Annotated in this window: 17 protein-coding genes; 14 read left to right on the top strand and 3 right to left on the bottom strand. The window is 51.3% G+C overall.

The genetic code is table 11. The features are described 5' to 3' along the window. Positions 1-32 precede the first annotated feature (32 nt). On the bottom strand, positions 33-1,115 hold the full coding sequence (locus TH63_RS20850) for a PKD domain-containing protein (protein ID WP_316931916.1): 1,083 nt from the start codon (positions 1,113-1,115) through the stop codon (positions 33-35). A 127-nt stretch (positions 1,116-1,242) separates the two neighbouring features. After that, the gene (locus TH63_RS10745) at positions 1,243-2,691 is read right to left on the bottom strand and encodes a glycoside hydrolase family 28 protein (RefSeq protein ID WP_197088541.1); all 1,449 of its coding nucleotides are present in this window, start codon (positions 2,689-2,691) and stop codon (positions 1,243-1,245) included. Between the two features lie 586 nt (positions 2,692-3,277). On the opposite strand from TH63_RS10745, the gene TH63_RS10740 reads away from it, so the two are divergent. The 13 genes from TH63_RS10740 to TH63_RS10680 all read left to right on the top strand — a co-directional run bounded on the left by TH63_RS10740 (position 3,278) and on the right by TH63_RS10680 (position 20,086). Then, positions 3,278-5,131, top strand: coding sequence for a rhamnogalacturonan lyase (locus tag TH63_RS10740; protein ID WP_048920945.1), 1,854 nt, complete (start codon positions 3,278-3,280; stop codon positions 5,129-5,131). Next, positions 5,131-5,919: a rhamnogalacturonan acetylesterase gene (locus TH63_RS10735; protein ID WP_048920944.1), complete on the top strand. Its 789-nt coding sequence runs from the start codon at positions 5,131-5,133 to the stop codon at positions 5,917-5,919. Before TH63_RS10740 ends, TH63_RS10735 begins: the two co-directional genes overlap by 1 nt. A gap of 184 nt (positions 5,920-6,103) precedes the next feature. Continuing rightward, positions 6,104-6,823 (top strand): rhamnogalacturonan acetylesterase, encoded by a 720-nt coding sequence (locus TH63_RS10730; RefSeq protein ID WP_231583461.1) that lies wholly within the window; start codon positions 6,104-6,106, stop codon positions 6,821-6,823. Between the two features lie 83 nt (positions 6,824-6,906). Further along, entirely contained in the window at positions 6,907-8,055 is a 1,149-nt protein-coding gene (locus TH63_RS10725; RefSeq protein ID WP_197088540.1) for a glycoside hydrolase family 88/105 protein, read from the top strand. Between the two features lie 133 nt (positions 8,056-8,188). Continuing rightward, positions 8,189-9,502, top strand: coding sequence for a rhamnogalacturonan acetylesterase (locus tag TH63_RS10720; protein WP_231583460.1), 1,314 nt, complete (start codon positions 8,189-8,191; stop codon positions 9,500-9,502). 101 nt (positions 9,503-9,603) lie between these two features. After that, positions 9,604-10,542, top strand: a complete 939-nt coding sequence (locus tag TH63_RS10715) for a glycoside hydrolase family 43 protein (RefSeq protein ID WP_053093782.1) — start codon at positions 9,604-9,606, stop codon at positions 10,540-10,542. 517 nt (positions 10,543-11,059) lie between these two features. Further along, positions 11,060-12,112 carry an L-rhamnose/proton symporter RhaT gene (gene rhaT, locus TH63_RS10710; RefSeq protein ID WP_048920942.1) on the top strand — a complete coding sequence of 351 codons (1,053 nt, stop codon included), beginning with the start codon at positions 11,060-11,062 and terminating at the stop codon, positions 12,110-12,112. A 103-nt stretch (positions 12,113-12,215) separates the two neighbouring features. After that, positions 12,216-14,342 carry a bifunctional rhamnulose-1-phosphate aldolase/short-chain dehydrogenase gene (locus TH63_RS10705; RefSeq protein ID WP_048920941.1) on the top strand — a complete coding sequence of 709 codons (2,127 nt, stop codon included), beginning with the start codon at positions 12,216-12,218 and terminating at the stop codon, positions 14,340-14,342. A gap of 279 nt (positions 14,343-14,621) precedes the next feature. Next, positions 14,622-15,896, top strand: coding sequence for a sugar isomerase (locus tag TH63_RS10700; RefSeq protein ID WP_048920940.1), 1,275 nt, complete (start codon positions 14,622-14,624; stop codon positions 15,894-15,896). Positions 15,897-15,985: 89 nt separating this feature from the next. Further along, a complete protein-coding gene (locus TH63_RS10695) occupies positions 15,986-17,377 on the top strand; it encodes an FGGY-family carbohydrate kinase (RefSeq protein ID WP_048922749.1) in 1,392 nt (463 codons plus the stop codon). A 3-nt stretch (positions 17,378-17,380) separates the two neighbouring features. Next, positions 17,381-18,124, top strand: a complete 744-nt coding sequence (locus TH63_RS10690) for a (Fe-S)-binding protein (RefSeq protein WP_048920939.1) — start codon at positions 17,381-17,383, stop codon at positions 18,122-18,124. Further along, a complete protein-coding gene (locus TH63_RS10685; RefSeq protein ID WP_048920938.1) occupies positions 18,121-19,506 on the top strand; it encodes a lactate utilization protein B in 1,386 nt (461 codons plus the stop codon). Before TH63_RS10690 ends, TH63_RS10685 begins: the two co-directional genes overlap by 4 nt. Then, entirely contained in the window at positions 19,499-20,086 is a 588-nt protein-coding gene (locus TH63_RS10680) for a LutC/YkgG family protein (protein WP_048920937.1), read from the top strand. The genes TH63_RS10685 and TH63_RS10680 overlap by 8 nt, the downstream gene beginning before the upstream one ends. Before the next feature lie 531 nt (positions 20,087-20,617). Here the strand turns inward: TH63_RS10680 and TH63_RS10675 are convergent. Next, complete coding sequence (locus TH63_RS10675; protein ID WP_156180539.1) at positions 20,618-21,892, bottom strand: hypothetical protein; 1,275 nt, start codon at positions 21,890-21,892, stop codon at positions 20,618-20,620. A gap of 1,140 nt (positions 21,893-23,032) precedes the next feature. On the opposite strand from TH63_RS10675, the gene TH63_RS10665 reads away from it, so the two are divergent. Then, positions 23,033-24,115, top strand: a complete 1,083-nt coding sequence (locus TH63_RS10665; RefSeq protein ID WP_048920934.1) for an efflux RND transporter periplasmic adaptor subunit — start codon at positions 23,033-23,035, stop codon at positions 24,113-24,115. Positions 24,116-24,140: the final 25 nt, after the last annotated feature.

Genomic DNA, 24,140 nt, shown 5'->3' with positions numbered 1-24,140 from the left:
ATTATGGAAGTAGTTTGCTAGATACCTCTGCCTTACCTCACGGCCACGTCCCACACTTTGGCGCGGCGTGATTTCCCGGCGGGCCCTTCCACCCAAAGCGTTACCACATACAGCCCTGCCTTTTCATAGCTATGGTTGGGGTGCTGCTCAGTGGAGGTTTTTCCATCCCCGAAGTCCCATTTCCAGGAGGTGATGTTGCCCTCTGATTCATCCACAAACGAGACCAGACGCCGTTTCATGTCCGTGACCTTGAACGACCATTGGGCCTCCAGTTTCTTTTTGAACGTGTCTTCCAGCGGCATCAACCGGAAGGGCAGCAGGAAAGAGGCGTTGCCGTACATGGTGTGCTCTTTGGAGAGGTTCCAGAAACTATGCTCTTTGCTGTTCACGTCATCATAGTCAAGCACTGCCCAGCTTAAGCCCATGTCTTTGCCTTCTACCAGTTTCGTTTCCACGGCCCGGTTAGGTCCTTCTGCCCCGGCGTAGTCAAAGGGCGTGATCCAGAATTCCAGAATCAGTTTGCCGGCCTGGCCTGGTTTGAAGTTGTACCCATACGCGAAATTGGCATACGGCAGATCCTTGATCCAGGGCTGGCTGCCCCAGGCCAGCGCCCAGTCTTTGCCCTCGGCGGGGGTAAAAATGTGGTAGTTCTGGGCATGCACGCCATGGAAGGAAAAATAGGCTTCCATGGGGTCCAGGGTCTTGTTGGGGTGAAACCGGTCAATCAAAGGGCCGCCGGACTGGTCTCCGTCTACCACCACCTCAAAGATGTCGTTCTGCAGGTCTGGGTGCGTGAAATTCCAGTAATTGTCATAGGCCTCATAGAGGAAGTAAAGCCGGTTCAGGCCTTTCACCCAGCCCACCTTCACCTTCACGTCCAGGTTCTTGGGGTCAGGCTTCAGGAATTTTTTGGTATCATCTACCAGTTGGTCCATGCCCACGGTGTACGTGTCTGGCACCATGGCCCAGTCGTCTTTGCTTCCATCTACCCGGGGAATCATGTTAGCCGGGAACTGGAAAATTTTGTAGCTGCGTTTCTCCTGTCCCCAACCCAGGGAGGTACTGATGACCAGCAGGGCCAGCGTAAGATGAAAGACCCGAGAAACAGAGGACACGTAAGGCATAAGAGGTGGCTTGAAACAACTGAAGCAAGGAAGCTGTTTTGGGCCTGTTTTCTGAAAAACAGGCCCAAAACAGCTAAAAGATAGGATTTCCAAATTTCGTAAGAAAACGGGGTAAAGGCTAGCTTTGCTTTTCTATGGAAATGGCTTTGTATTTGGCTGGGTGCGCGGCTTCTCCCTTAAAGTTCTTAAGCTTCAGGCCGGTGACGTCGTGGGCTTCCAGGGCATGGGTGAAATAATCAGGCACGTTGCTGCCCCACTTAACCCTGCAGTTCTTTAAGGTGACCCCATCCGCGAAGCGCACATAATAGCCAGGGTTGGTGTGCGGTTCAATATCTGGGTAGGCGGTGGTAGGTCGGTTGTCAAACAGGTTGCCGGGATACTTAGTCCAGCGGTCAAAGGTGAGGTCTACGTTTTCAAACGTGACGTTTTTAATGCGGCTTTCCTTGGTGCCGTTAATGCGCACGCTGTTCTCGGCGCGGCCTTTCACATTTTTCACCCGCACGTTTTCAATGACGCCAATCTTACCACCCGCGGTTCTGGGAATGGCGGTAAAGGAGATAGCCTCGCCGCGGCCCCACCAGGGAGCGGAGTGATAGCGAGACACAAAGGTGATGTCACTGAAATCAATGTTGCGCACGTTGCCTTCATCGCGCAGCTGGATAGTAAGGCCGCGGCAGCCGGTTTTAATCTCAATGCGCTCAAACTTGACGTTATAAATGTCTTGAGTAGTTTCCGTGCCAATCTTCAGGCCCGAGTCCTGGGTTTCCAGCACGCAGTCCCGCACGGTGATGTTAGCAGACGGCCCGAAGTTCTCGTTCTGGCGGGTGGCTTTGATCACAATGGCATCATCGCCGCACACAATGTGGCAGTTCCTGATGTCTACGTTGCGGCAGTGGTCTGGGTCAATGCCGTCGCAGTTGGGTACGTCCAGGTTGTTGCTGATTTTGATGCCGTCTACCAGCACATTTTCGCAGCCCATTAAGTGCAGGCTCCAGCTGGGGGCTTTGTTGATAGTGATATCTTTTACCTTCAGGTTTTGGCAGGCGGTCAGGATGAAAAGTTTGGGGCGCCAGTCCTTCGGGATCCACCATTCGTTGGCCTCGTCAAAATGGGTCATGAACTCCAGGGCCCGTCCGTTGATGCTGCCTGTGCCGGAGATGGTGAGGTTATGGGCATCGCGGGCCACAATGGCGGCAGCCTCAGCGGTGTAATCCTGGGGGTTGGTGCTCACCAGCAGTTCGGCGTCGCCTTCCAGGTGGAAGTCAATGTTGGGTTTTAACTCCAGGGTGCCAATGAGGTATTTACGGCCGCTTTTCACCAACACGCGTGCTCCGTTCCCGGCTTTGGAGGCTTCGTTGATGGTTTTCTGAATGGCCGCGGTATCCAGGGTTTTTCCATCGCCCACGGCGCCAAAATCTAACACATTAAAAACGGCGGTATCTTTCTTTTTGTCTTGTGCCCACAAGGGGAGAGGGCCTGCGGCGATGCTAAGGGCCGCTACGGCCATGAGCTTTACACCTGCTTCAAGGGCTTCGCGGCGCTTCATAAAAGGTTTGATGATGGTCATTCTGTATAGGTTATGAAAAGGTCATCAAGAAGGAAAGAGGGTGTCAACAAGCATCAGTTTAGCGTCTATTGGGCCTTGCCAGGAAACCAGTCTTTGTAAGTCTCTAAATGTAGGCAACCGGTCAGGCATAAGTATCCTGTACTATCCGGTAGGGGCTTATAAAAAAAGCCAAAGGAAATTTACTTAGGCGTTTTGGGTCTGTTTTCCTGAAAACAGGCCCAAAACGCCTTTGGTATGATTCCTGCACCCATCGCTTTGGTAAGTGCTAACCCCGCCTCTTCACTTCCTATTCTCGGCGTAGCCAGTCAAGTGGGGAGGTGCCGTCGCTTTTGTGGCCGGGCCTAAGCGGAGTAGGTTTAAAAACCGAAACAGCAGGATAGTGCAGGATAGAAAGCGCGTTTTCTAGCCTTACTTTAGCAATACTTAGAAAACTGCTGCTGGCTGGGCGCCGGACAAAGTGCCTGGCAGGCTGTTTTCCAATAAAGTTTCTGCTCCTAAATGCATCGGACCAAAACCCGTTTTAGGCTATTTTTTGAAAATCTGCCCTAAAACGCCCTCGATACCAAAGTGCTTTTAACCTAATACAATGAAGATATTTGCCTTTTTGAGTAAAATCCTATGCCTTGGTCTGGTCCTGCTATCTGCGGGCAAGGTACTGGCACAGCGGCAAATGGAATATCTGAACAGAGGTTTGGTGGCGGTGCAAATCCAGGGAGACTCGGTGTACCTGAGCTGGCGGCTATTGGGCACAGAGCCAGAGGATGTAACGTTCAACGTGTACCGGAAAACCGGGAAAAGCCAGCCGGTTAAATTAACCAAGCAACCAATCTCCAGGAGCACCAATTACATAGACCCCAAAGCAGACATGGCCCAAAAGCCTGTCTACTTTGTAAAACCGGTCTTAAAAGGGAAGGAGCAGGCCGCTTCTGAAGTGGCCAGCGTCTGGGCGCAAAATTACCTGTCAATCCCCCTGAAAACCCCAAAAGGGTACACACCTAACGATGCCTCTGTAGGAGATGTAGACGGAGACGGGACCTATGAAATTATTTTGCACCAGGCGGGCCGGGGCCGGGATACGCCTTCGCCGGGCTTCACCGATGAGCCCATTTTTCAGGCCTATAAACTAGACGGCACCCTGCTCTGGACCATTAACCTGGGCAAGAACATCCGGGAGGGCGCCCACTACACCCAGTTCATCGTCATAGACCTGGACGGCGACGGCAAAACCGAATTTGCCTGCAAAACCGCCGATGGCACCGTAGATGGTACCGGCAAAGTAATAGGCGATGTCTCCAAAGACTGGCGCGATGCCAATGGCAAAATACTTCAAGGCCCTGAATTCTTTACCGTGTTCAACGGGTTAACCGGGGCGGCCATGGCTACCGCCGATTACCTGCCCGCCCGCGGAAACTTAGGCGGTTGGGGAGGCGTGGGCGGCAACGGCAAAAATGACGCTACCGGTAACCGCTCAGACCGTTTTCTGGCCGGGGCCGCTTACCTAGATGGTACCTTGCCCAGTGTGCTCATGTGCCGCGGCTACTACGGCAGAAGCGTCATTGCCGCCTGGGACTACCGTAACGGGAAACTTACCTCCAGGTGGGTCTTTGACTCCAAAGACGGGAAGAGCCCTTACTCGGGCCAGGGTTACCATAGCCTGAGCATAGCAGATGTAGACCAGGACGGCAAAGACGAAGTAATTTACGGGTCCATGGTGGTGGATGACAACGGCCAGGGGCTCTTTACCACCGGCCTGCGGCATGGAGATGCTCTGCATGTGGGTGACTTGGATATTACCCGTCCAGGCCTAGAGGTTTTTGGCGTGCATGAGATTGAAGAGCACACCACGGGCCCGGGAGCGGCCTTGTATGACGCCAGAACCGGCGAGATTCTGTGGCAGGGTATGGAAGGCGAGGATATTGGCAGAGGCGTGGCCGCCGATATTGACCCCACGAATCCGGGCGCTGAAATGTGGTTCTCCGGCTCTGACGGACTGTTGAACCTGAAAGGCGAAAAAATAGGGGAGAACCAGCCCTCCACCAACTTCCTGGTGTGGTGGGACGGGGACCTTTCCCGGGAGTTGCTCAACGGGAACCGCATTGATAAGTACAACGCCGGCCGCCTGTTCACGGCTATTGGATGCGCCTCCAACAACGGCACCAAATCCACCCCTGCGTTAAGCGCCGATATTCTGGGAGATTGGCGGGAAGAGGTTATTTTTAGAACCACTGATAATAAGGAACTGCGCATCTTTACCACCACCATCCCTACAGAGCACCGGTTGCCCACTCTCATGCATGACCCGCAGTACCGAATGGCCATTGCCTGGCAGAATGTGGGGTATAATCAGCCTCCGCACCCCAGTTTCCATATTGGAGAGGGAATGAAACCTGTCAAGGGCCCCCAGATAAAAGTGAATAAGCCTAAAACCGCCTTACAATAATGATACAGAGAAAAAATATTCTTGCCCCCTTTCTGCTTTTGGTAATAGCAACCACTGTTTTGGTTGGTTTTATCCAGAAGCCCAAATCAAAGCCTACTCTATACATTATCGGGGACTCCACTGTCCGGAATACCGGTGAAGGGTTTGGAGGCTGGGGCTCTTATATGGCAGAGCTCTTGGATACCACCAAAATTAGTGTGAGCAACCAGGCCATGGCTGGGCGCAGTACCCGCACCTTTATCAAAGAAGACCGCTGGAACAAAGTCTTGGTTACTCTTAAGAAAGGCGACTTTGTGATCATGCAGTTTGGCCACAATGAAGGCAGCGTGCCAGACACCAGCAAAGCCGGCTATCGGGGCGTGTTACGCGGCACCGGGCCCGAAACCAAAGAGCTTACGTGGAAAAACGGCGAAAAAGAAGAAGTACATACCTACGGCTGGTACCTGCGCAAGTTTGTGCAGGAAGCCAAAGCCAAAGGCGCTACCCCAATCATTGCCTCCATGATCCCCAGAAACCAATGGAAAGACGGCAAGGTAATGCTGGCTAACAAGGATTTTGGAAAGTGGGCTGCTGAAGTAGCCCAATCAGAGAAAGTGCTCTTCATTGACCTCAATAAAATCACAGCCGACAAATACAACCAGATGGGGTTAGAACAGGTGAAGGCGCTTTTCCCAACGGACCATACACACACCAGCCCGGACGGAGCCCGCTTAAACGCTGCCTCAGTGGTAGAAGGGTTGAAAATGAACAAAAAGCATCCGTTGAATAAATATGTAAAGAAGGCCTGAGCTTCTTGCTTTTTTCGGGCCAAGCCCAAAACTTTAAAACGCTAATTAACATCAGCTCATCCCGCGTACCATGCCACACCACCTTTCAAATAAGGCCTTAACTGCCGGTCTGCTTTTTCTGTGTTTCCTGTTTTCTGTTTCCTGTGCGGTTTTGAGAACTGAGAAGCAAAAACCCACCCTCTTTTTGATTGGGGACTCTACGGTAAAGAACGGCAAAGGCAAAGGAGACGGAGGCCTCTGGGGTTGGGGTAGCTTTCTGGGCGCGCACTTTGACACCACCAGAATCACCGTTGAAAACCACGCGCTAGGGGGCACCAGCAGCCGCACGTTCCGTACCCAGGGCCACTGGGACAAGGTGCTGCCTAAAGTAAAAGCCGGGGATTTTGTGTTGATGCAATTTGGGCATAATGACAGCAGCCCTCTCAATGACTCCACAAGGGCCCGCGGCACCATAAGAAACAACAGCGATGCCGTGCAGGAAATACAAAACCTGCTCACCAAAAAGCCGGAAGTGGTACACTCCTATGGCTGGTACCTGAGGCAGTTCATCACAGAGGTGCAGGCCAAAGGCGCTACGGCCATTGTCTTGTCGCCGGTTCCCAGAAATACCTTCAAAGACGGCAAAGCCAACCGCAACCAGGACAGCTATGGCCTCTGGGCCTCTGAGGCCGCCAGCCAGACAAAGGCGCTTTTCATTGATTTGAATAAGATCATTAGTGACCGATATGAAAAAGAAGGGGAGGAGAAAGTGAAAAGCACTTATTTCAATTCCAAAGACAACACCCACACCATACAGGCCGGAGCCCAAGTAAACGCCGCCGCCTTGGCAGAGGGTATTCGGCAGAACAAAAAGCTGGAGTTGAACAAATACCTGTTATCAAAGACTAATGTTCTTCCGCTGTAGGTAAATGTCTTTAGGTGAGAACCAATTATAGTAAAGCCTAAATCAAGAACCTTTCCCCCCTTAAAAATAAAAAGCCTAGTTTAATGACGATTCGCGCAGCTTCCCTCAAAAGCTTTTTCCTGCTAAGTGTCCTGTTTCTTTGCACCGTGGCGCAGGCCCAGACAGAGCGGTTACCCAAAAAGAAAAAAATACTGAAGACCCTGCGGCTCACCAATGACTACTTCATGCAGAAGTGGCCAGACCCGGGCAAGGAGATAGTGACCAATAAAACCCGGCCCAGCAACATTTGGACCCGCGGAATCTACTACATTGGCCTCATGGAACTCTACCGCTCAGACCCGCAGCAACGGTATTATGAGTACGCGGTGGATTGGGGCCAGAAACACAAATGGGGCCTGACAGGGGGCGACAATATACGTCATGCTGACTACCAGACCTGCGGCCAAACCTTCATTGACCTGTATAAAATAGATCCGAAGCCAGAGCGCATTCGGTCTATCAAGGCCTCTATGGATAACATGGTGAACAGCACCAAAGTGAATGACTGGGATTGGATTGACGCCCTTATGATGGCGATGCCCCTGTACACCCAGTTAGCACAAGTGTACCCGGAAAGTGCCGACAGCTACTACAAAAAAATGCACGAAATGTATCTGGCTACTAAAAACCAGATTGGCGGGGGCCTATACAATCAAGAACATGGCCTGTGGTGGCGAGATAAAGATTTTGTACCGCCGGTGAAATCGCCAAACGGGAAAGATATCTACTGGTCCAGAGGAAACGGCTGGGTAGTAGGAGCGTTGGTACGCGTGATGAGCATGTTGCCTAAAGACCACCCCAACTATCAGGAATACCAGACAACCTACCTTGAAATGATGAAGGCCCTCGTACCGCTTCAACGGGAAGATGGCTTTTGGAACGTGAGCTTACATGACCCGAATCATTTTGGCGGAAAAGAAACCTCCGGTACCGCCTTGTTTGCCTATGGCATGGCTTGGGGCGTGAACAATGGCCTGTTGGATAAGAAGCTGTACACTCCCATTATTGCCAAGGCCTGGAATGCCATGATCAAAGAGGCCGTGCACCCCAACGGGTTCCTGGGATACTTACAAGGCACAGGCAAAGAGCCCAAAGACAGTCAGCCAGTGAGCTACACCAGCAAGCCAGATTTTGAGGACTATGGTTTAGGCTGTTTTCTGCTGGCTGGCACCGAGATCATGAAAATGAAATAAACGGTAGTTAAACGTCATAAACGTTTCAACCATTACCCTGAAAAATGAAATTTCTGTTTTGGGCCTGTTTTTCGGAAAACGGGCCCAAAACAGGATCATTCCTTCAAAGGAGATTTCCTTTTCCCCTTACGTTATGAGCATCCTTATGAAAAGCGTGAAAAGACCAGGCGTCTGCCTGTTGGCCCTCTTATTGGTTGGGTCTACCGCATTGGCCCAAAAAGCTACCTGTAAATATGATTTCGGGGGGAAAGAAGTAGCTAAGGGCTATACCCGGGTCTCGGCGGCAGATACTTACTCAGAAAAAACAGGCTTCGGTTTTGAGGCCAGCACGCCGGTGAAGGAGGTAGACCGCGGGGGAAAAGATGCCTTAAAACGGGATTACATCACCAGTGAAAAGCCCTTCTATTTCTCGGTTAAGGTTCCTGAGGGTAACTATAAAGTGACTGTAACCCTGGGAGATTCCAAAAGCAAATCCACCACCACGGTGAAAGCAGAATCCCGGCGGTTAATGCTGGAGAAGGTGGCCACCAATGCTGGAGAGTTTGTGACCAAGACCTTTATTGTCAATATCAAAGACCGGCAAATTAATGGCACTACTAAAGTAGGCCTGAAAGAAAGGGAAGAGTCTAAGCTGGATTGGGACAATAAACTTACCTTGGAGTTTGCCTTACAGCCAGCCCTGGCGGCCGTGGAGATCACCAAGGTGGAGGACCAGATAACTGTTTTCCTGGCGGGCAACTCTACGGTGGTGAACCAGGAAAATGAGCCCTGGGCATCCTGGGGTCAGATGATCCCGCGGTTCTTCAAGCCGGGCGTGGCCATCGCCAACCATGCAGAATCGGGTTTGTCGTTGGGCAGTTTTATCAGTAGCCGGCGCCTGGACAAGATTTTGAGTGTGATCAAGCCCGGCGACTATGTGTTTGTGGAGTTTGGGCACAATGACGAAAAGGAAAAAGGGCCCAATGCCGGCCCCTATAAGTCTTACACCGAACGTCTGCAACACTTTGCCCGGGAGGTGAAAGGCAAAGGCGGCCATCTGGTGATTTTAACGCCCACAGCCCGCCGGTCTTTCAAAGATGGCGTGATGACCAATTCGCACGGCGATTACCCAGATGCGGCCAGGAAAGTAGCTCTGGAAGCCAACGTCCCCCTGATAGACCTTACGGCCCACACTACTACTATGTATGAAGCCCTGGGCGTGGAAGGCTCTAAAAACGCTTTTGTCATTTACCCGGAGCAGAACCTGAACGACAACACGCATTTCAACCCGTATGGCGCTTACCAAATAGCCAAAATTGTAGCAGAAGGCATTAAAGCCAATAAACTGAAGCTGGCTAATTACTTGGTAGAGATGCCCACTTTTGACCCAAAAAAACCAGATGCCTTCCAGGATTTCCAGTGGCCGGCCAGCCCTAATACCAGCCTGTTAAAGCCAGACGGTAATTAAAAGTGATTAAATTATCAAATACGAGGATAAAGAAAAAGGGCAGGCAACAGGAGAAATCTACAAGGGTTTTCACGGCTAGCCAGCTGCCAACAATACAGTATATGAAACCATTTTTTTGCTCCCTTTTACTAGTTTTTTCCCTTTTCTCCTGCACGGTGCTGCAGAAAACAGGGGCAAAGGAAGAAGTGTTCCTGTTTTCTTACTTCAAGGGCAACGGAGACGGACTGCACCTGGCTTACAGCATGGACGGCTACCAGTGGAAAGCCCTGAAGAACGATTCCATTTTTCTGAAGCCTACCGCCGGCAAAGACAAACTCATGCGCGACCCCTGCATCATTAGGGGCGGTGATGGCAAATTCCATATGGTCTGGACCGTAAGCTGGAACGAAAAGGGGATAGGCTACGCCAGTTCCCCGGATTTGCTGCAGTGGTCTGAACAGAAGTTCGTGCCGGTGATGGCGCATGAGGAAGGCGCCCGCAACACCTGGGCCCCGGAGATTAGCTATGATGCCCGCTCCAAGGAGTACATGATCTACTGGGCTACCACCATTACCGGCCTCTACCCCGAGACGCAATCTAAGATGGATGCCGGCTACAACCACCGCATCTATTACGTCACCACCAAAGACTTCAAAACCTACAGCCCCACCAAGCTCCTGTACGAGCCCGGCTTTAACGTGATAGATGCCAGCATTGTGAAGGGCCGTGACGGGTACGTGATGTTCCTGAAAGACGAGACCCGTGAACCCGCCCAGAAGAACCTGAAAGTAGCCACCAGCAAGAACTTAACCGGGCCCTATACCGCCGCCAGCGCTCCCATAACTGGTAAATACTGGGCAGAAGGCCCTACTACCTTGCAATTAGGCAACAAATGGTTAGTGTACTTTGATAAGTATACCAGCCATGCCATGGGCGCCGTGCAATCAGAAGATTTGAAAACCTGGGAAGATATTTCAAATAAAATCTCCTTTCCCAAAGGCATGCGCCACGGCACAATCTTCAAAGTCACTAAAGCGGAATTTGAGAAATTGCTGAAGTAACGTTTAAAGACCAGTAGCCCACTTTTTCCCTCTTCCTCGTCCCCCTTTAGCGGGGGAAGGGGGATGACGGCTTTGGCAGTTAAGCCTGTTTTGAGGCTGTTTTTCTTAAAACAGGCCCAAAACACAAAGAAGCTACTAACAAGACCTCGTTGCGTCCGGAGGAACTGCGAGCATCTGTGCCAGTAGTGCCCGTGGCGTTCTAGTCCCATTATTATTAGCACCCTAAGCTCAAACCTCAGCAGAAGAAAGAGATGCATGGCCGCCCGGTACAGTTCGCTACCTGCCCCAATATTTAAGGAAACACCAGATTCTGTCTTTTACACACTTTCCCCGGTATTAGCCCTTGACCCTAATTTTAAGGATAAATTAATATTTCCGCCAACGGTGATATTGGTTGAAAAAAAGAGCCGCCATATCCCCCTGTTATTCAAAAAATGGCGGCCTGCCATGACAGTACAGGATAGTGTTTTTCTAACATCCCTCTATCTTGGACTATCATTCAACCTAAACCCCATTTATGCAAGCGGTTCTTGGCGTCATTTTTCACTTTATTGGCGGCTTCGCCTCTGGTAGCTTTTACATTCCTTACAAAAAAGTAAAAGGGTGGGCCTGGGAATCTTACTGGATAGTAGGGGGGATTTTCTCCTGGTTACTGGCGCCCCTGGTGGCGGCTTATCTCACCGTCCCAGACTTCATGGGCATCATTGCCAACGCCAGCAGTGAAACCGTGTTCTGGACCTACCTCATGGGCTTGCTCTGGGGGATTGGGGGCTTGACGTTCGGGCTAGGCTTGCGGTATCTGGGGGTTTCTTTGGGTATGTCATTCATGCTGGGTTTTTCTTCTGCCTTTGGGGCCCTGGTGCCGCCCATCTACAGAGACATTGTGGGCAGCGATAAAGGCGAAACGTTTACGGGTATGCTGCAAACCACGGGTGGTTTGGTGGTATTGGCCGGTATTATGATTTGCCTGATTGGGATTGCGGTCTGCGGAAAGGCCGGTACCATGAAGGAGAAAGACCTCACCACCGAGCAGAAAGAAGTTGGCGTGAAAGAGTTTGACCTCAAGAAAGGCTTCACGGTAGGGGTAATCTCCGGTATCCTGAGCGCCTGTTTCAACTACGGCATTGAGGCCGGCAAGCCATTGGCCGAGGTGGCCGTGCAAACCGGCGGTAACCCGTTGTTCCAGAACAACGTGACCTTTGTGGTTATTCTCTGGGGCGGCCTTACCACCAACTTTATCTGGTGCATGATCCTGAATGCCCGCAACAAGACCTTCGGAGATTATACCAAGAAAAACACGCCCCTTCTTAGAAACTACGTCTTCTCGGCCTTGGCCGGTATTACCTGGTTCATGCAGTTCTTTTTCTACGGTATGGGTGAGAGCAAACTGGGCAACGGTGCCAGTTCCTGGATTCTGCACATGGCCTTCATCATCCTTATCTCCAATATGTGGGGCATGATTTTAGGCGAGTGGAAAGGGGTGCAGCGCAAAACCTTCCAGACCATTGTGGCGGGAGTGGCCATCATCATGACTTCCATTGTAGTGGTAGGGATAGGGAATTCCCTGTAAGTGAAAACCGCATTTATAGCCTGATTTTATAAAATAATACGAAAACCAAAAAGCCTTTCCCGCGGGAAGAGGGGATTATCATTAACACATTCATTTGAGGCATATGTCAGAAGTAAAGACAAAAACCACCTACAAGCACGTGAGCTATTTGTGGGACGAGGCCGAAGCGGCCAGACTTGAAGGCGACGAAGTAGCGCTGCTGATTTACCGGTCTAACTTGTTGGGGGCCGATTTGCGCCTGACCAATTACGGGGGTGGCAATACCTCTTGCAAGACCACGGCCAAAGACCCATTGACTGGTCAGGAGACCGAGGTGATGTGGATCAAAGGCTCAGGTGGTGATTTGGGTACCTTGAAGAAAAGCGGACTGGCGGCTTTGTACGTAGACCGCCTGCACAGCCTGGAGAATGTGTACCGTGGCATAGAGCACGAAGATGAGATGGTGGAGCTTTTCAACCACAGCATCTTTGACCTGAGTTCTAAGGCTCCGTCTATTGACACTCCTTTGCACGGATTTTTGCCGTTCAAACACATAGACCACCTGCACCCAGATGCGGCCATCGCCATTGCGGCGGCCAAAGACGGCAAGCGAATCACCCAGGAGTTATTTGGGGGTTCTATTGGCTGGGTAGACTGGCAGCGTCCGGGCTTTGACCTGGGTCTCCAGTTGCGCCAGTGCCTGGAAGAGAACCCGGGCATACGGGGCATCATGCTTGGCTCCCACGGACTTTTCACCTGGGGCGATACCGCCTATGAAAGCTACCTGAATACCCTGGAGGTGATAGAACTTTGCGCTGAGAACCTGGAAGATAACTTCACACAGAACGGCCCAGCCTTTGGCGGAGCCAAACTGGAAAGTCTACCCGCCAATGAGCGTCTGAAACAAGCTGCGGCCCTGGCCCCGGTGTTGCGCGGCTTCTGCTCCAGTGAGCGCCACATGATTGGCCATTTCACCGATGATGCCCGCGTGCTTGAATTCATCAATTCCCATGACCTGGCCCGTTTGGCCCCTATGGGAACCAGCTGCCCAGACCATTTCCTGCGCACCAAGATCAGTCCGTTAGTCCTGGACCTGCAGCCCGGTGAGGACCTGTCTGATGTGAAAGCCCTGAAAGAGCGTTTGGCCCCGGCCTTTGCCGAGTACCGCCAGATGTATACCCAGTACTACGAATCCTGCAAACACGCCAACAGCCCGGCCGTGCGCGACGCGAACCCGGTGATTATTCTGTTCCCGGGCGTGGGCATGTTCTCGTTCTCCAAAGACAAGCAGACCGCCCGTGTGGCCTCAGAATTTTACCTTAACGCCATCAATGTGATGAAGGGCGCCGAGGCCATCTCTGAGTATACCTCATTGCCGCGTCAGGAAGCGTTTGACATTGAGTACTGGCTCCTGGAAGAAGCGAAGTTGCAGCGCATGCCCAAGCCCAAAGCCCTTTCTGGCAAGATTGCCCTCATCACGGGCAGTGCCGGTGGTATTGGCAAAGCCATTGCCCGCAAGTTTGTGGATGAAGGCGGCGTGGTTATCCTTAACGACATGAACGAGGAGCGTCTGCAAGGCGCCTGCGATGAATTCCATAAAAAGTATGGCAAGGATTCCTGCGTGGCTGCCCGCCTGGACGTGACCAACAGCACGGATATTGAGCAAGCCTTTGCTACCGCGGCCCTGGCCTTTGGCGGCATTGACATTGTGATTAACAACGCCGGTCTGTCCATCTCCAAAACCATTGAGGCCCATGAAGAGAAGGATTGGGATCTGCTGTATGACGTGCTGGTAAAAGGCCAGTTCTTCGTGACCCAGGCCGCCGTAGAGGTAATGCGCAAGCAAGCCATCGGGGGTGATATCCTGAACATTGTGAGCAAAAACGCCTTGGTAAGCGGCCCTAACAACGCCGGTTACGGCAGCGCCAAAGCCGCCCAACTGCACCTGAGCCGCCTGAACGCCGCTGAGCTGGGTGCCGATGGCATTAGGGTGAACGTGGTGAACCCAGACGCCGTGATTTCAGACAGCAATATTTGGGCTGGCGGTTGGGCCGAGGGCCGTGCCAAGGCCTATGGTATCACGGTAGAGGAACTTCCGGCGTATTACGCCAAGCGCACCTTACTCAACCAAATCATTTTGCCGGAAGACATCGCCAATGCCTGCTTCGCGTTTGTGGGCGGCTTGTTGAGCAAATCTACGGGCAATATGCTCAACGTGGACGGCGGCGTAGCCATGGCTTTCCCGCGGTAAATGGTTATATTCCTGTTTCGGGGCTGTTTTCTGAAAACGGCCCCGAAACAGGATTTTTTTTGACTCTGACTTTCAACGGGAATTTTCCTTTTAAGCAGAGATGTGTTTCATTTCTTCTTTAAAGTTCATTTTTAAGGGGCCAGGAGAAGAAGCAAGATTTTAAGTACAACCCTATTCAACGTTTTGGGCCTGTTTTTCTGAAAACAGCCTCAAAACAACATCTGCAGCTACTTCTCTAAATCTTGATCAAAGTAGGAGAGAAGCCTAACAAACAAAGCCATGCAATTAGAGAAATACAAGATAGACGAATTCAATTACGCCCAGCAGGCAGCGCATACCCGTAAATTTGAGTTCCTGGCCGAGGGCCTTTCCAACGTGGAGGACGTGCTGCAGAAACTAGTGGATTTCCAGATTGCCATTCCGTCGTGGGCGTTGGGCACCGGCGGAACCCGCTTCGGGCGTTTCTCGGGTGGCGGTGAGCCCCGCAGCCTGGAAGAAAAGATTGAGGATGTGGGTTTACTTCATTCCCTGAACCGTTCCTGCGGCGCTATTTCCCTGCACATTCCCTGGGACATCCCCCAGGATTACCAAGCCACCAAATCCCTGGCGGCGCAGTACGGTCTTACCTTTGATGCCGTCAATTCCAACACTTTCCAGGACCAGGCTAACCAGCAAAAGAGCTACAAATTTGGCTCTATGCAGCACACTGACAAAGCGGTGCGCCAGCAGGCCATTGACCACAACATTGAAGTGATCAAACACGGCATCGCGCTGGGTTCTGAGTCTTTGACCGTGTGGCTCGCCGATGGCTCCAGTTTTCCGGGTCAGTTGAACTTCAGGAAGGCGTTCCAGAATACCCTGGAGTCATTGCAGGAAGTGTACGCGGCCATGCCCGATAACTGGAAAATGTACGTGGAGTACAAAGCCTTTGAGCCGAATTTCTACTCTACCACCATTGGTGATTGGGGCCAATCGTTGCTACTGGCCAATAAACTGGGCGACAAAGCTTATACCCTGGTAGACCTGGGCCACCATTTGCCTAATGCCAACATTGAGCAGATTGTCTCTTTGCTGCTCATGGAAGGAAAACTGGGAGGATTCCACTTCAATGACTCCAAGTACTCAGACGATGACCTCACCGCCGGCAGCATCAAACCCTACCAGCTTTTCCTGATTTTCAATGAACTGGTAGAAGGTATGGACGCCCGTGGCATGAACCACGCCACTGATTTGGGCTGGATGATTGACGCCTCCCATAACCTCAAAGACCCGCTGGAAGATTTACTGCAGTCGGTGCAGGCCATCATGATTGCCTACGCGCAGTCCTTGATCGTAGACAGAACGGCCCTGGCCGAGGCCCAACAGAACAATGACGTGGCCCGCGCACAGGAAATCCTGCAAGACGCCTTCCGTACCGATGTGCGGGCTTTGGTAGCAGAAGCCCAGGTAAGAGCCGGTGGCGCCTCCAACGCCTTGCAACTTTACCGCCAGTTAAAGGTGCGCGAGAACCTGATTCAGGAGAGAGGGTTGAAAACGGTGTCCTCTGGTTTATAAGTGTTTTAAATGTAGACTTGATAGGGGGAATGGAAGTAGAATCAAACGCTTTCATTCTCTCCTTCACTCAATCCCTCATTAAACCAGGCATGCAGAAGATTCCAGTAGTCGCCATTTTTGACGTAGGCAAGACCAACAAGAAACTGTTCCTCTTTGACGAGCACTACAAAATAGTGTACGAACGGTCGGCGCGGTTTCTGGAAACGGTAGACGAAGACGGGGAGCCCTGCGAGAACCTGGAAAGCCTGCGGCTATCGGTCTTTGACTCGTTGCGAGATGTATTCAAGCGCAATGAGTTTGAGATAAAGGCCATCAACTTCTCTACCTACGGGGCCAGCTTTGTGTACCTGGATGAGGACGGTAAACCGTTGACTCCGCTTTACAACTACCTGAAGCCTTACCCAGAAGCGCTGCAACAACAATTTTACGCCACCTACGGCGGCGAAGAGGCATTCTCCAAAGCCACCGCCTCGCCGGTATTAGGCAGTCTGAATTCGGGGATGCAGCTGTACCGGCTTAAGTATGAGAAGCCAGAAATTTTTAAAAAGCTGAAGTGCGCGCTGCACCTGCCACAGTATTTAAGCTACCTTATCTCCGGGGAGTTCTATACAGATATTACCAGCATTGGCTGCCATACCAACCTCTGGGACTTCGCCACGGGCGATTATCATGACTGGGTAAACCAGGAAGGTATAAGGGAGAAACTGGCACCTTTGAAAGGAGCCGATGAAGTGCTTCCGGCCTGTTTTCCAGGAAACAGCTACAAAGTAGGCATTGGCCTGCATGACAGCTCTGCCGCCTTGATTCCGTACCTGGTAAATTTCCACGAGCCTTTCGCGCTTATCTCTACAGGTACCTGGTGCATCACGCTGAACCCGTTTAACACCGCCCCACTGACCAGCGAGGAACTGAAGCAGGACTGCCTTAGCTACCTGCAGTATAAAGGGAAGCCCGTGAAAGCGTCCAGGTTCTTTGGCGGGTATGAGCACGAGCAGCAGGTGAAACGCATTGCCACGCACTTCAACATGAGCTCGGTGGTGTTCAAGACGGTGGCCTATGAACCCGACCTTATCCAGAAACTGATTACCGAGCAGGCCCCCAGCGCCACCACCTTGTCAGACGGAAAAGCCTTGCCCACCTCTGGTTTCGCGGAGCGGGAGTTGACTTCCTTTGTCACTGGTATTGAAGCCTATCACCAGCTTATTTTGGACTTGGTGGCCCAGCAGGTGGCCTCTTCTAAACTGGTGCTGCAGGGCACCGGCGTGAGACGCATTTTCGTGGATGGTGGCTTCAGTAAGAACGCCATTTACATGAACCTGCTGGCGGCCGCTTTCCCGGACAAGGAAGTATATGCGGCTTCCATGGCACAGGCCACGGCCATCGGCACGGCCCTAGCCATTCATCAACATTGGAACACCAAGCCCCTGCCCAATGACATTATTGAACTGAAGTATTACGCCATCGCGCACCAAGAGGCTTAACTTATGACCGTAGGGCTTTTTATCCCTTGTTTTGTAGACCAATTTTACCCCAACGCGGCCGTGGCCACGCTGGAACTGCTGGAGAAAGCAGGGGTGACCGTCGTGTACCCGGTGCGGCAAACCTGTTGCGGCCAGCCCATGGCCAACTCTGGTTTTGAGCACCTCACCAAAGACTGCAACAACCTTTTTATCCAGAATTTCAAGAAGTTTGATTACATCGTGTCGCCCTCCGGGAGCTGTGTGTTGCACGTGAAAGACCACTTGCACTCAAACAAGTACGAGGCCCAGGCGCAGGCCATCAGGAGTAAGGTGTATGAGTTGGTGGAGTTCCTGACGGATGTCCTGAGAATAGAATCATTACCGGCAAGGTTTCCCTACAAAGTAGGGCTGCACCAAAGCTGCCATGGCCAACGTGGGTTGGGCCTGGCCCAGATGTCTGAGCTGGTGGCTCCGGCGTTTTCCAAACCCGAAAAGCTGCTCAACATGGTGCAGGATCTGGAACTAATTGCTCTCACCAGAAAAGACGAGTGCTGCGGCTTTGGTGGCACCTTCTGCGTGACCGAAGAGGCGGTGTCGGTGAAAATGGGCAAAGACCGCGTCACCGATCATCTACGAAATAACGCAGAAATTATCACTGGCGCCGACATGAGTTGCCTGATGCACATGGAGGGAATCTTGAGAAGACAGAAAAGCCCTGTGAAGGTGATGCACATTGCCGAGATTTTAAATGCGCAGGTGCCCGCATGAAAGAAGGAACTACTAAAGACCATTCGGCTTTAGCCGATGTGTTCAACCAGGACGAACCCCGCGTAGACTGGCACGACAAGACGCTCTGGTTTATAAGAGAAAAACGCGACCGGGCCGCCTTTGCCATTCCTGATTGGGAACAACTGCGGGAAACGGCCTCGGAAATCAAATTCCATACCCTTTCTAACCTAAGCCAGTACCTAACCCAATTTGAAGCCCAGGCCCAGGCGAATGGCGTGATGGTGCACTGGGCAGCAGACGCCCTGGAGCATAACAAGATTGTGCATTCCATTCTCCAGAAACACGGCGTAGACCGCATGGTCAAAAGCAAGTCTATGCTCACGGAGGAATGTCACCTAAACGACTATCTGGAGGAGCACGGCGTGGAGGTCATTGATTCAGATTTGGGCGAACGCATTGTACAGCTGGCCAAAGAGCCTCCCAGCCATATTGTGCTGCCCTGCATCCACCTGAAAAAGGAGGAGATAGGCGATATTTTCCATAAACACCTGGGCACTGAGGCCGGCATGTCTGACCCGCAGGTCCTTACCGAGACGGCGCGCCAGCACCTACGGGAAACCTTCCTGACCCGCCGCGCGGCCTTAACCGGGGTGAACTTTGCCATTGCCGAGACCGGCGAGTTTGTAGTCTGCACCAATGAAGGCAACGCCGACATGGGCGTGCACCTCGCCGACGTGCACATTGCCAGCATGGGCATAGAAAAACTGATTCCCAAGCGCGAGCACCTGGGCGTTTTCCTGCGGTTATTGACCAGAAGCGCCACCGGCCAGCCTATCACCACCTACTCCAGCCACTTTAAAAGACCAAGGCCCGGCCATGAAATGCATATAGTGCTGGTGGACAACGGCCGTAGCGTACAATTGGGCAGGGAAGACTTCCGGAACTCCTTGAAATGCATACGTTGCGGGGCCTGTATGAACACCTGCCCGGTGTACCGGCGCAGCGGGGGGCACAGCTACCAGAGTGCAGTGGCGGGGCCCATCGGGTCTATTCTGGCCCCTAACCTGGATATGAAGAAGCACGCCGACTTACCGTTTGCCTCTACCTTGTGCGGTTCCTGTACCAACGTGTGCCCGGTCAAGATTGACATCCATAACCAGTTGTACAAATGGCGGCAGGTAGTGGTGAAAGAAGGCTATGTGACCCCGCAGAAAGTGGCCAGCATGAAAGCGATGGCCACGGTGCTGTCCTCTCCCAAGACTTTTAAATTATCTGGCAAAGCGGGGAGATGGTTTCTGAAAACCGTTCCGTTTTTGGTGAGTAATTCCTTTAACCCGTGGTACAAACAGCGCGAAATGCCCCAACCGCCCAAACAGTCTTTTGGGGAATGGTACCGCCAAAACCGCACCCAAGATGAGTAGCAGAGACCGAATACTTGCCGCTGTAGCGAATAATCAACCCGCCCTAACCCCCATGCCGGAAGTGCCTTCCTTTCACTTGGAGGCACCTGATCTGGTGGAGAAATTCACGCAGGTGGCCATCAGTATCGGGAGCCGTGTATTCCAGGTTAAAAGCTATGAAGAGGTGCGGGAGATTTTGTCCCAGGATTTCAGCCCCACCCACAGAATCATCTCTAAGGTATCAGAATTGGCTTCTTTTGCCGATGCTTCCCTGTTGCAGGATCAGGACCGGCACCAATTGGAGAATGTGGACCTGGCCATTGTGAAAGCTCATTTTGGAGTAGCCGAAAACGGCGCCGCCTGGGTCACCGAGGAGTTACTAGGAGTGCGCGTGGTTCCCTTCATTTGCCAACACCTGGCCATTATTTTGCCCAAAGAGGGAATTCTCCCTTTAATGCATGACGCGTATACCCAAATCGGCAACGCTGACTATGGCTACGGCGTCTTCATCGCCGGACCATCTAAAACGGCAGATATTGAACAATCTCTGGTACTTGGTGCTCATGGGCCCAGAACCTTGACGGTATTTTTGCTGGGATAAATCAAGGGTTTCTAATTTCTGACCGAAGGTTTCGCCTTCGCCTGAAAAGGAACTCATAAGGATAGGCCCTGGCTTGCCACTCAAACCTCAAGTGTAATTACTGGGTCTGAAAGGATATTGGCTTGTTGCCATCTTTAGGTCTTTGAAGGGCCTGTAACTACCCCAAAAAACAGTCTCTCTTTTAGAAGGCTTTCCGTTTTGGGCCTGTTTTCTGGAAAACAGGCCCAAAACGGAAAGCATACTTCCTATTCCCTCCCAGTTAGGAGAGGAAATAGGTTACTGTTAAGAGTAGCCTTGATTTTGACATGAAAGGCAGTTTTGGCAGCTTGGCCAAAGTCACCATGGCACTTAATGGACTCTCTTTTTAGGACGGAAGCGATGAAGTTGATTGATATTTTGGGGCCGTTTTGGCTAAAACAGGCTCAAAACACCTTAATCCTTTCGCTCAATATTTTACAAAGACCTTTTAAAGGGAGGATTCTGCGCGTTTTTCTGCGGGATTAAATGGAGTGCAAACATTTAGTATGCCCCCTAAAAATAGAAGAAAGACCCGCCCCCGCCCTGGAAGCGGGGGTTGACCACGTTGTTGAAGATGGAGCCAAACCGGTACCTGATCCCGAAGTTGAAGAAGAAATCAAAATTAGAGTCCAGCTGCCGGCGTCTGGTGAACAGGTCTTCATCAGACACGTCGCCTTTTATGATGTTCAGCTGGTCCCGCTGGTAGGCGTAATACCCGCCCAGGTTAAAGGAAAAGCCTTTGAAGATCCGGATATCGGCGTAGCCTGAAAACGAAAGCCGGTCTTTGGAAAAGTCATGGAAGTACTGGCTGTAGGAAGTAGACCCGCTGATCTGGCCCCATTTCTGGTTGAAACTCAGGTCCAGGGACAAGGTCTGCTGGAAACGCAATTCCTTCATCTTAAAGTAAATGGTCTCCTGCTTGTAGTCAAAGTACCGCGGGCCTGCTTTGTACATGAGGCCTACATAACTGTTATTAGATTCTTTGTACGGGAAGAAATTATACTCAATAGCCGGCGAGGCGGCCAGGGTGAGGTCGTAATTGGAGTAATCGGCGCGCTGGGCACTCAGGTAACCGCCCGCGGAGAGGTGATCGGTGAGGGACCAGACGGTTAGGTTGTTGAAGTCGTAGCGGCGGTTAGAGAACTTAAATTCGTTTTCGCCTTCGCCGTACCGGTTCTTACTCTGGTCTGCACTAATAGAAAAATTGGTTTTCAGCTTGTCTGTCACCCTGCCGGCGCTAAAGCTTCCGTTCAAATTGCTGTTGGAGTAGTTTTTGTCACCGCTAAAGTAGCCCCTCAGGTTTACATTGAAAACCCAGAAGTTCCAGGGATCATCGGCTGAGGTAGTAGCGGAAGTGGCAGCGGCTTCTTCACTGCTTTTAAAGGTAATGACCAGGTCTTTGGCCTTGTCGGTTTTGAGAAGGAAGGGGAGTAACCCCAGTTTTATTTTTTCAATCGCCTGTTTCCGGTCTTCATCATCGGTGGCAGTAGCCGGCCTGATGTACGATAGTGTGTCCGTCATCCCCACAAACCTGCCTTGCCCTGAGAACTGCAGCTTGTACTCGCGTCCGCCGCTGCCCGTTTGCTGAGACGTGATCAAAACATACACGTTAGATTGGAAACGGTCATTCACATAGTCTACATACGTGATCTCCCTTTTAAGATAATCCTGGTCACAATAGGCCTGGCAGTCAACAAATACCCGTAGGTTTGAATTTTTAGTGGGTGCCTGGGCATGCGCTTGAACTATACCAAACAAGAGCAACAGGAAAAGGTAAACTTCTCTCATAAAGGGGAGCAAGATATTTAGGATTTGAAGATTAGTGAAAGTCTATCCTTCAAATGTAATAAATAAGGCCAGTTTTCTCCTAAGCTGATAAGGTAAATAGTTGCCTTTACTGGCGGGATAAAAGCCTTAAATAAGACTGAAGATTATGGATAGACAATTGCCTGCTACTGACGAAGAAGAAATAAATTAAAGCAAGGAATCTTAGAAGGAAGCATGATTCAAGGTACTGTAAAAGTCAAGATGCAGAAGTAGGACTCAAACGCAATGCAGGCAGCAATCACTTTGAATCTGGTCATTTTCATTAATTTTCTCAGTCTCATTTGAGAGACAACCAGAACAAAATCGGCCACCCCTTTGCCAACTAATAAAAGTGCAATCCTTGTCTTTCTCAGAAGTCTGGTTTACTTTTGCGCCCCAGAGATGAGTAAGGCGTTCATAAAATATCTTCTGTCGCTATGTATCCTCCTGTTGGGGGGATATGGTTTTCTCTACGCCCAATCCAATAACCAAGGCGACTCTTCTTACATCCGGCAAAACACCCAGGGATCCTTAACCGCTTATAGTCTTGTAGGCGGACCACACAGCCTGAGATCCGTTGCCAGGTACTCCGCCGTTGGTCAGGAGAAAAGCCAGATCCAGATCTATACCACTGAAAGTGAGATAGAAGAAGACGAAGTCGATAACTTTTTCAATGCTAACACCGCAAACAGTCAGTTCTTTATTGCGGTGCTCTCTGCCAACTTACTGGCCATCCTTTTATGCTCCTTTAAAAGGGTTCTTCATTTCTGTAAGAATTGTTTAAATTTCTCCTCTCAAAAACTGTTTCTCAAATTTGGGGTTCTCCAGATTTGATGTAACCACTCTCCGTCAGGCAAATAGCTTTGCCAGGCTCCCTTAGCAATTTCCAGGTTTAGCCCAACCCTACAAGCCATGGCTTTAGGCGGTTTGGCCGCATTGTTTCCTTTCTTGCCATAGGCGCTTTTCTATGGCCGGCAATGGCAAGAATCTTATGTGCCTATTGGTATAATCTTATTTCCTAAACCCTTTTCCAGCAGACCTGCGCCTTGTAGCCTCAGCCTTATCAACGGCGCAAGCTGTTCCTTTCATCCATCCCTAATTTATTTTTTAAAGCAAATTACCATGAAGAGAATTTTCATGCTACTGAGTTTGAGCGCCTTGTTGTTCCATACAGGCTGTGAGTCAAAAACAGAGGCAAAGGAGGAGGCAACCGAGTTTCTAGTGACCAGCCCCCTCAAAAAGGACACTTTGATAACCAAGGAATACGTGGCCCAGGTACACGCCATCAGCCACATAGAGGTACGGGCCCTGGAGAAGGGCTACCTGCAGAAAATCTTTGTAGACGAAGGGCAATTGGTCAAGAAGGGACAGCTTATGTTCCAGATCATGCCAACCGTTTACCAGGCCGAAGTGCAGAAAGCCCAGGCCGAAGCCAGCTTCGCGCAGATTGAGTTTCAGAACACCAAGAAGCTGGCCTCCAGTAATATAGTGTCTCCCAATGAGCTGGCCATGGCCAAGGCAAAACTGAACAAGGCCAAGGCCGAGGTTTCCCTGGCGCAGGTGCACCTGGGGTTCACCCAGATACGGGCGCCTTTTGAAGGCATTATGGACCATTTTGAGGTACGCCTGGGCAGCATGGTGGATGAGGGTGAGTTGATGACCACGCTCTCGGATAACCGCCAGATGTGGGTTTACTTCAATGTGCCTGAGTCTGAGTACCTGGACTATAAAACCAGCCTGAAGGGCAACAACATGCAAAAGGTAAAGCTGGTGATGGCCAACCAACAGCTGTTTGATTACCCGGGCGTTGTAGAAACCATAGAAGCCGATTTCAACAATGAGACCGGGAACATCGCCTTCAGGGCCACCTTTCCTAACCCCCAGGGTCTGTTGCGGCACGGGTCCACCGGAAACATACGGATGGAGGTGCCCATGAAGAACGCCTTGCTCATTCCACAGAAAACCACCTTTGAGGTGCTGGACAAGAAATACGTCTACGTGCTGGACAAGAACAATGAGATACACTCCAGGGAGATTACCGTAGCCGCCGAACTGCCGCACATCTACGTGGTGCAGAAAGGCCTGGCCGAAGGCGATAAGATCCTTTTAGAGGGCTTGCGCCTGGTGAAGGAAAAAGAGAAAATCCACTCCAAGTTTGTGGAGCCTGGTAAAGTGATGTCTCAGTTAGAATTATATGCGGAGTAGGTTCCTGTTCCCAAAAACCAGAAGA

This window comes from Rufibacter radiotolerans (genome assembly GCF_001078055.1).
In the GTDB taxonomy this organism is placed as follows: domain Bacteria; phylum Bacteroidota; class Bacteroidia; order Cytophagales; family Hymenobacteraceae; genus Nibribacter; species Nibribacter radiotolerans.
The sequence above is the reverse complement of the archived record's forward strand: the minus strand, read 5'-3'. Positions and strand labels throughout refer to the sequence as shown.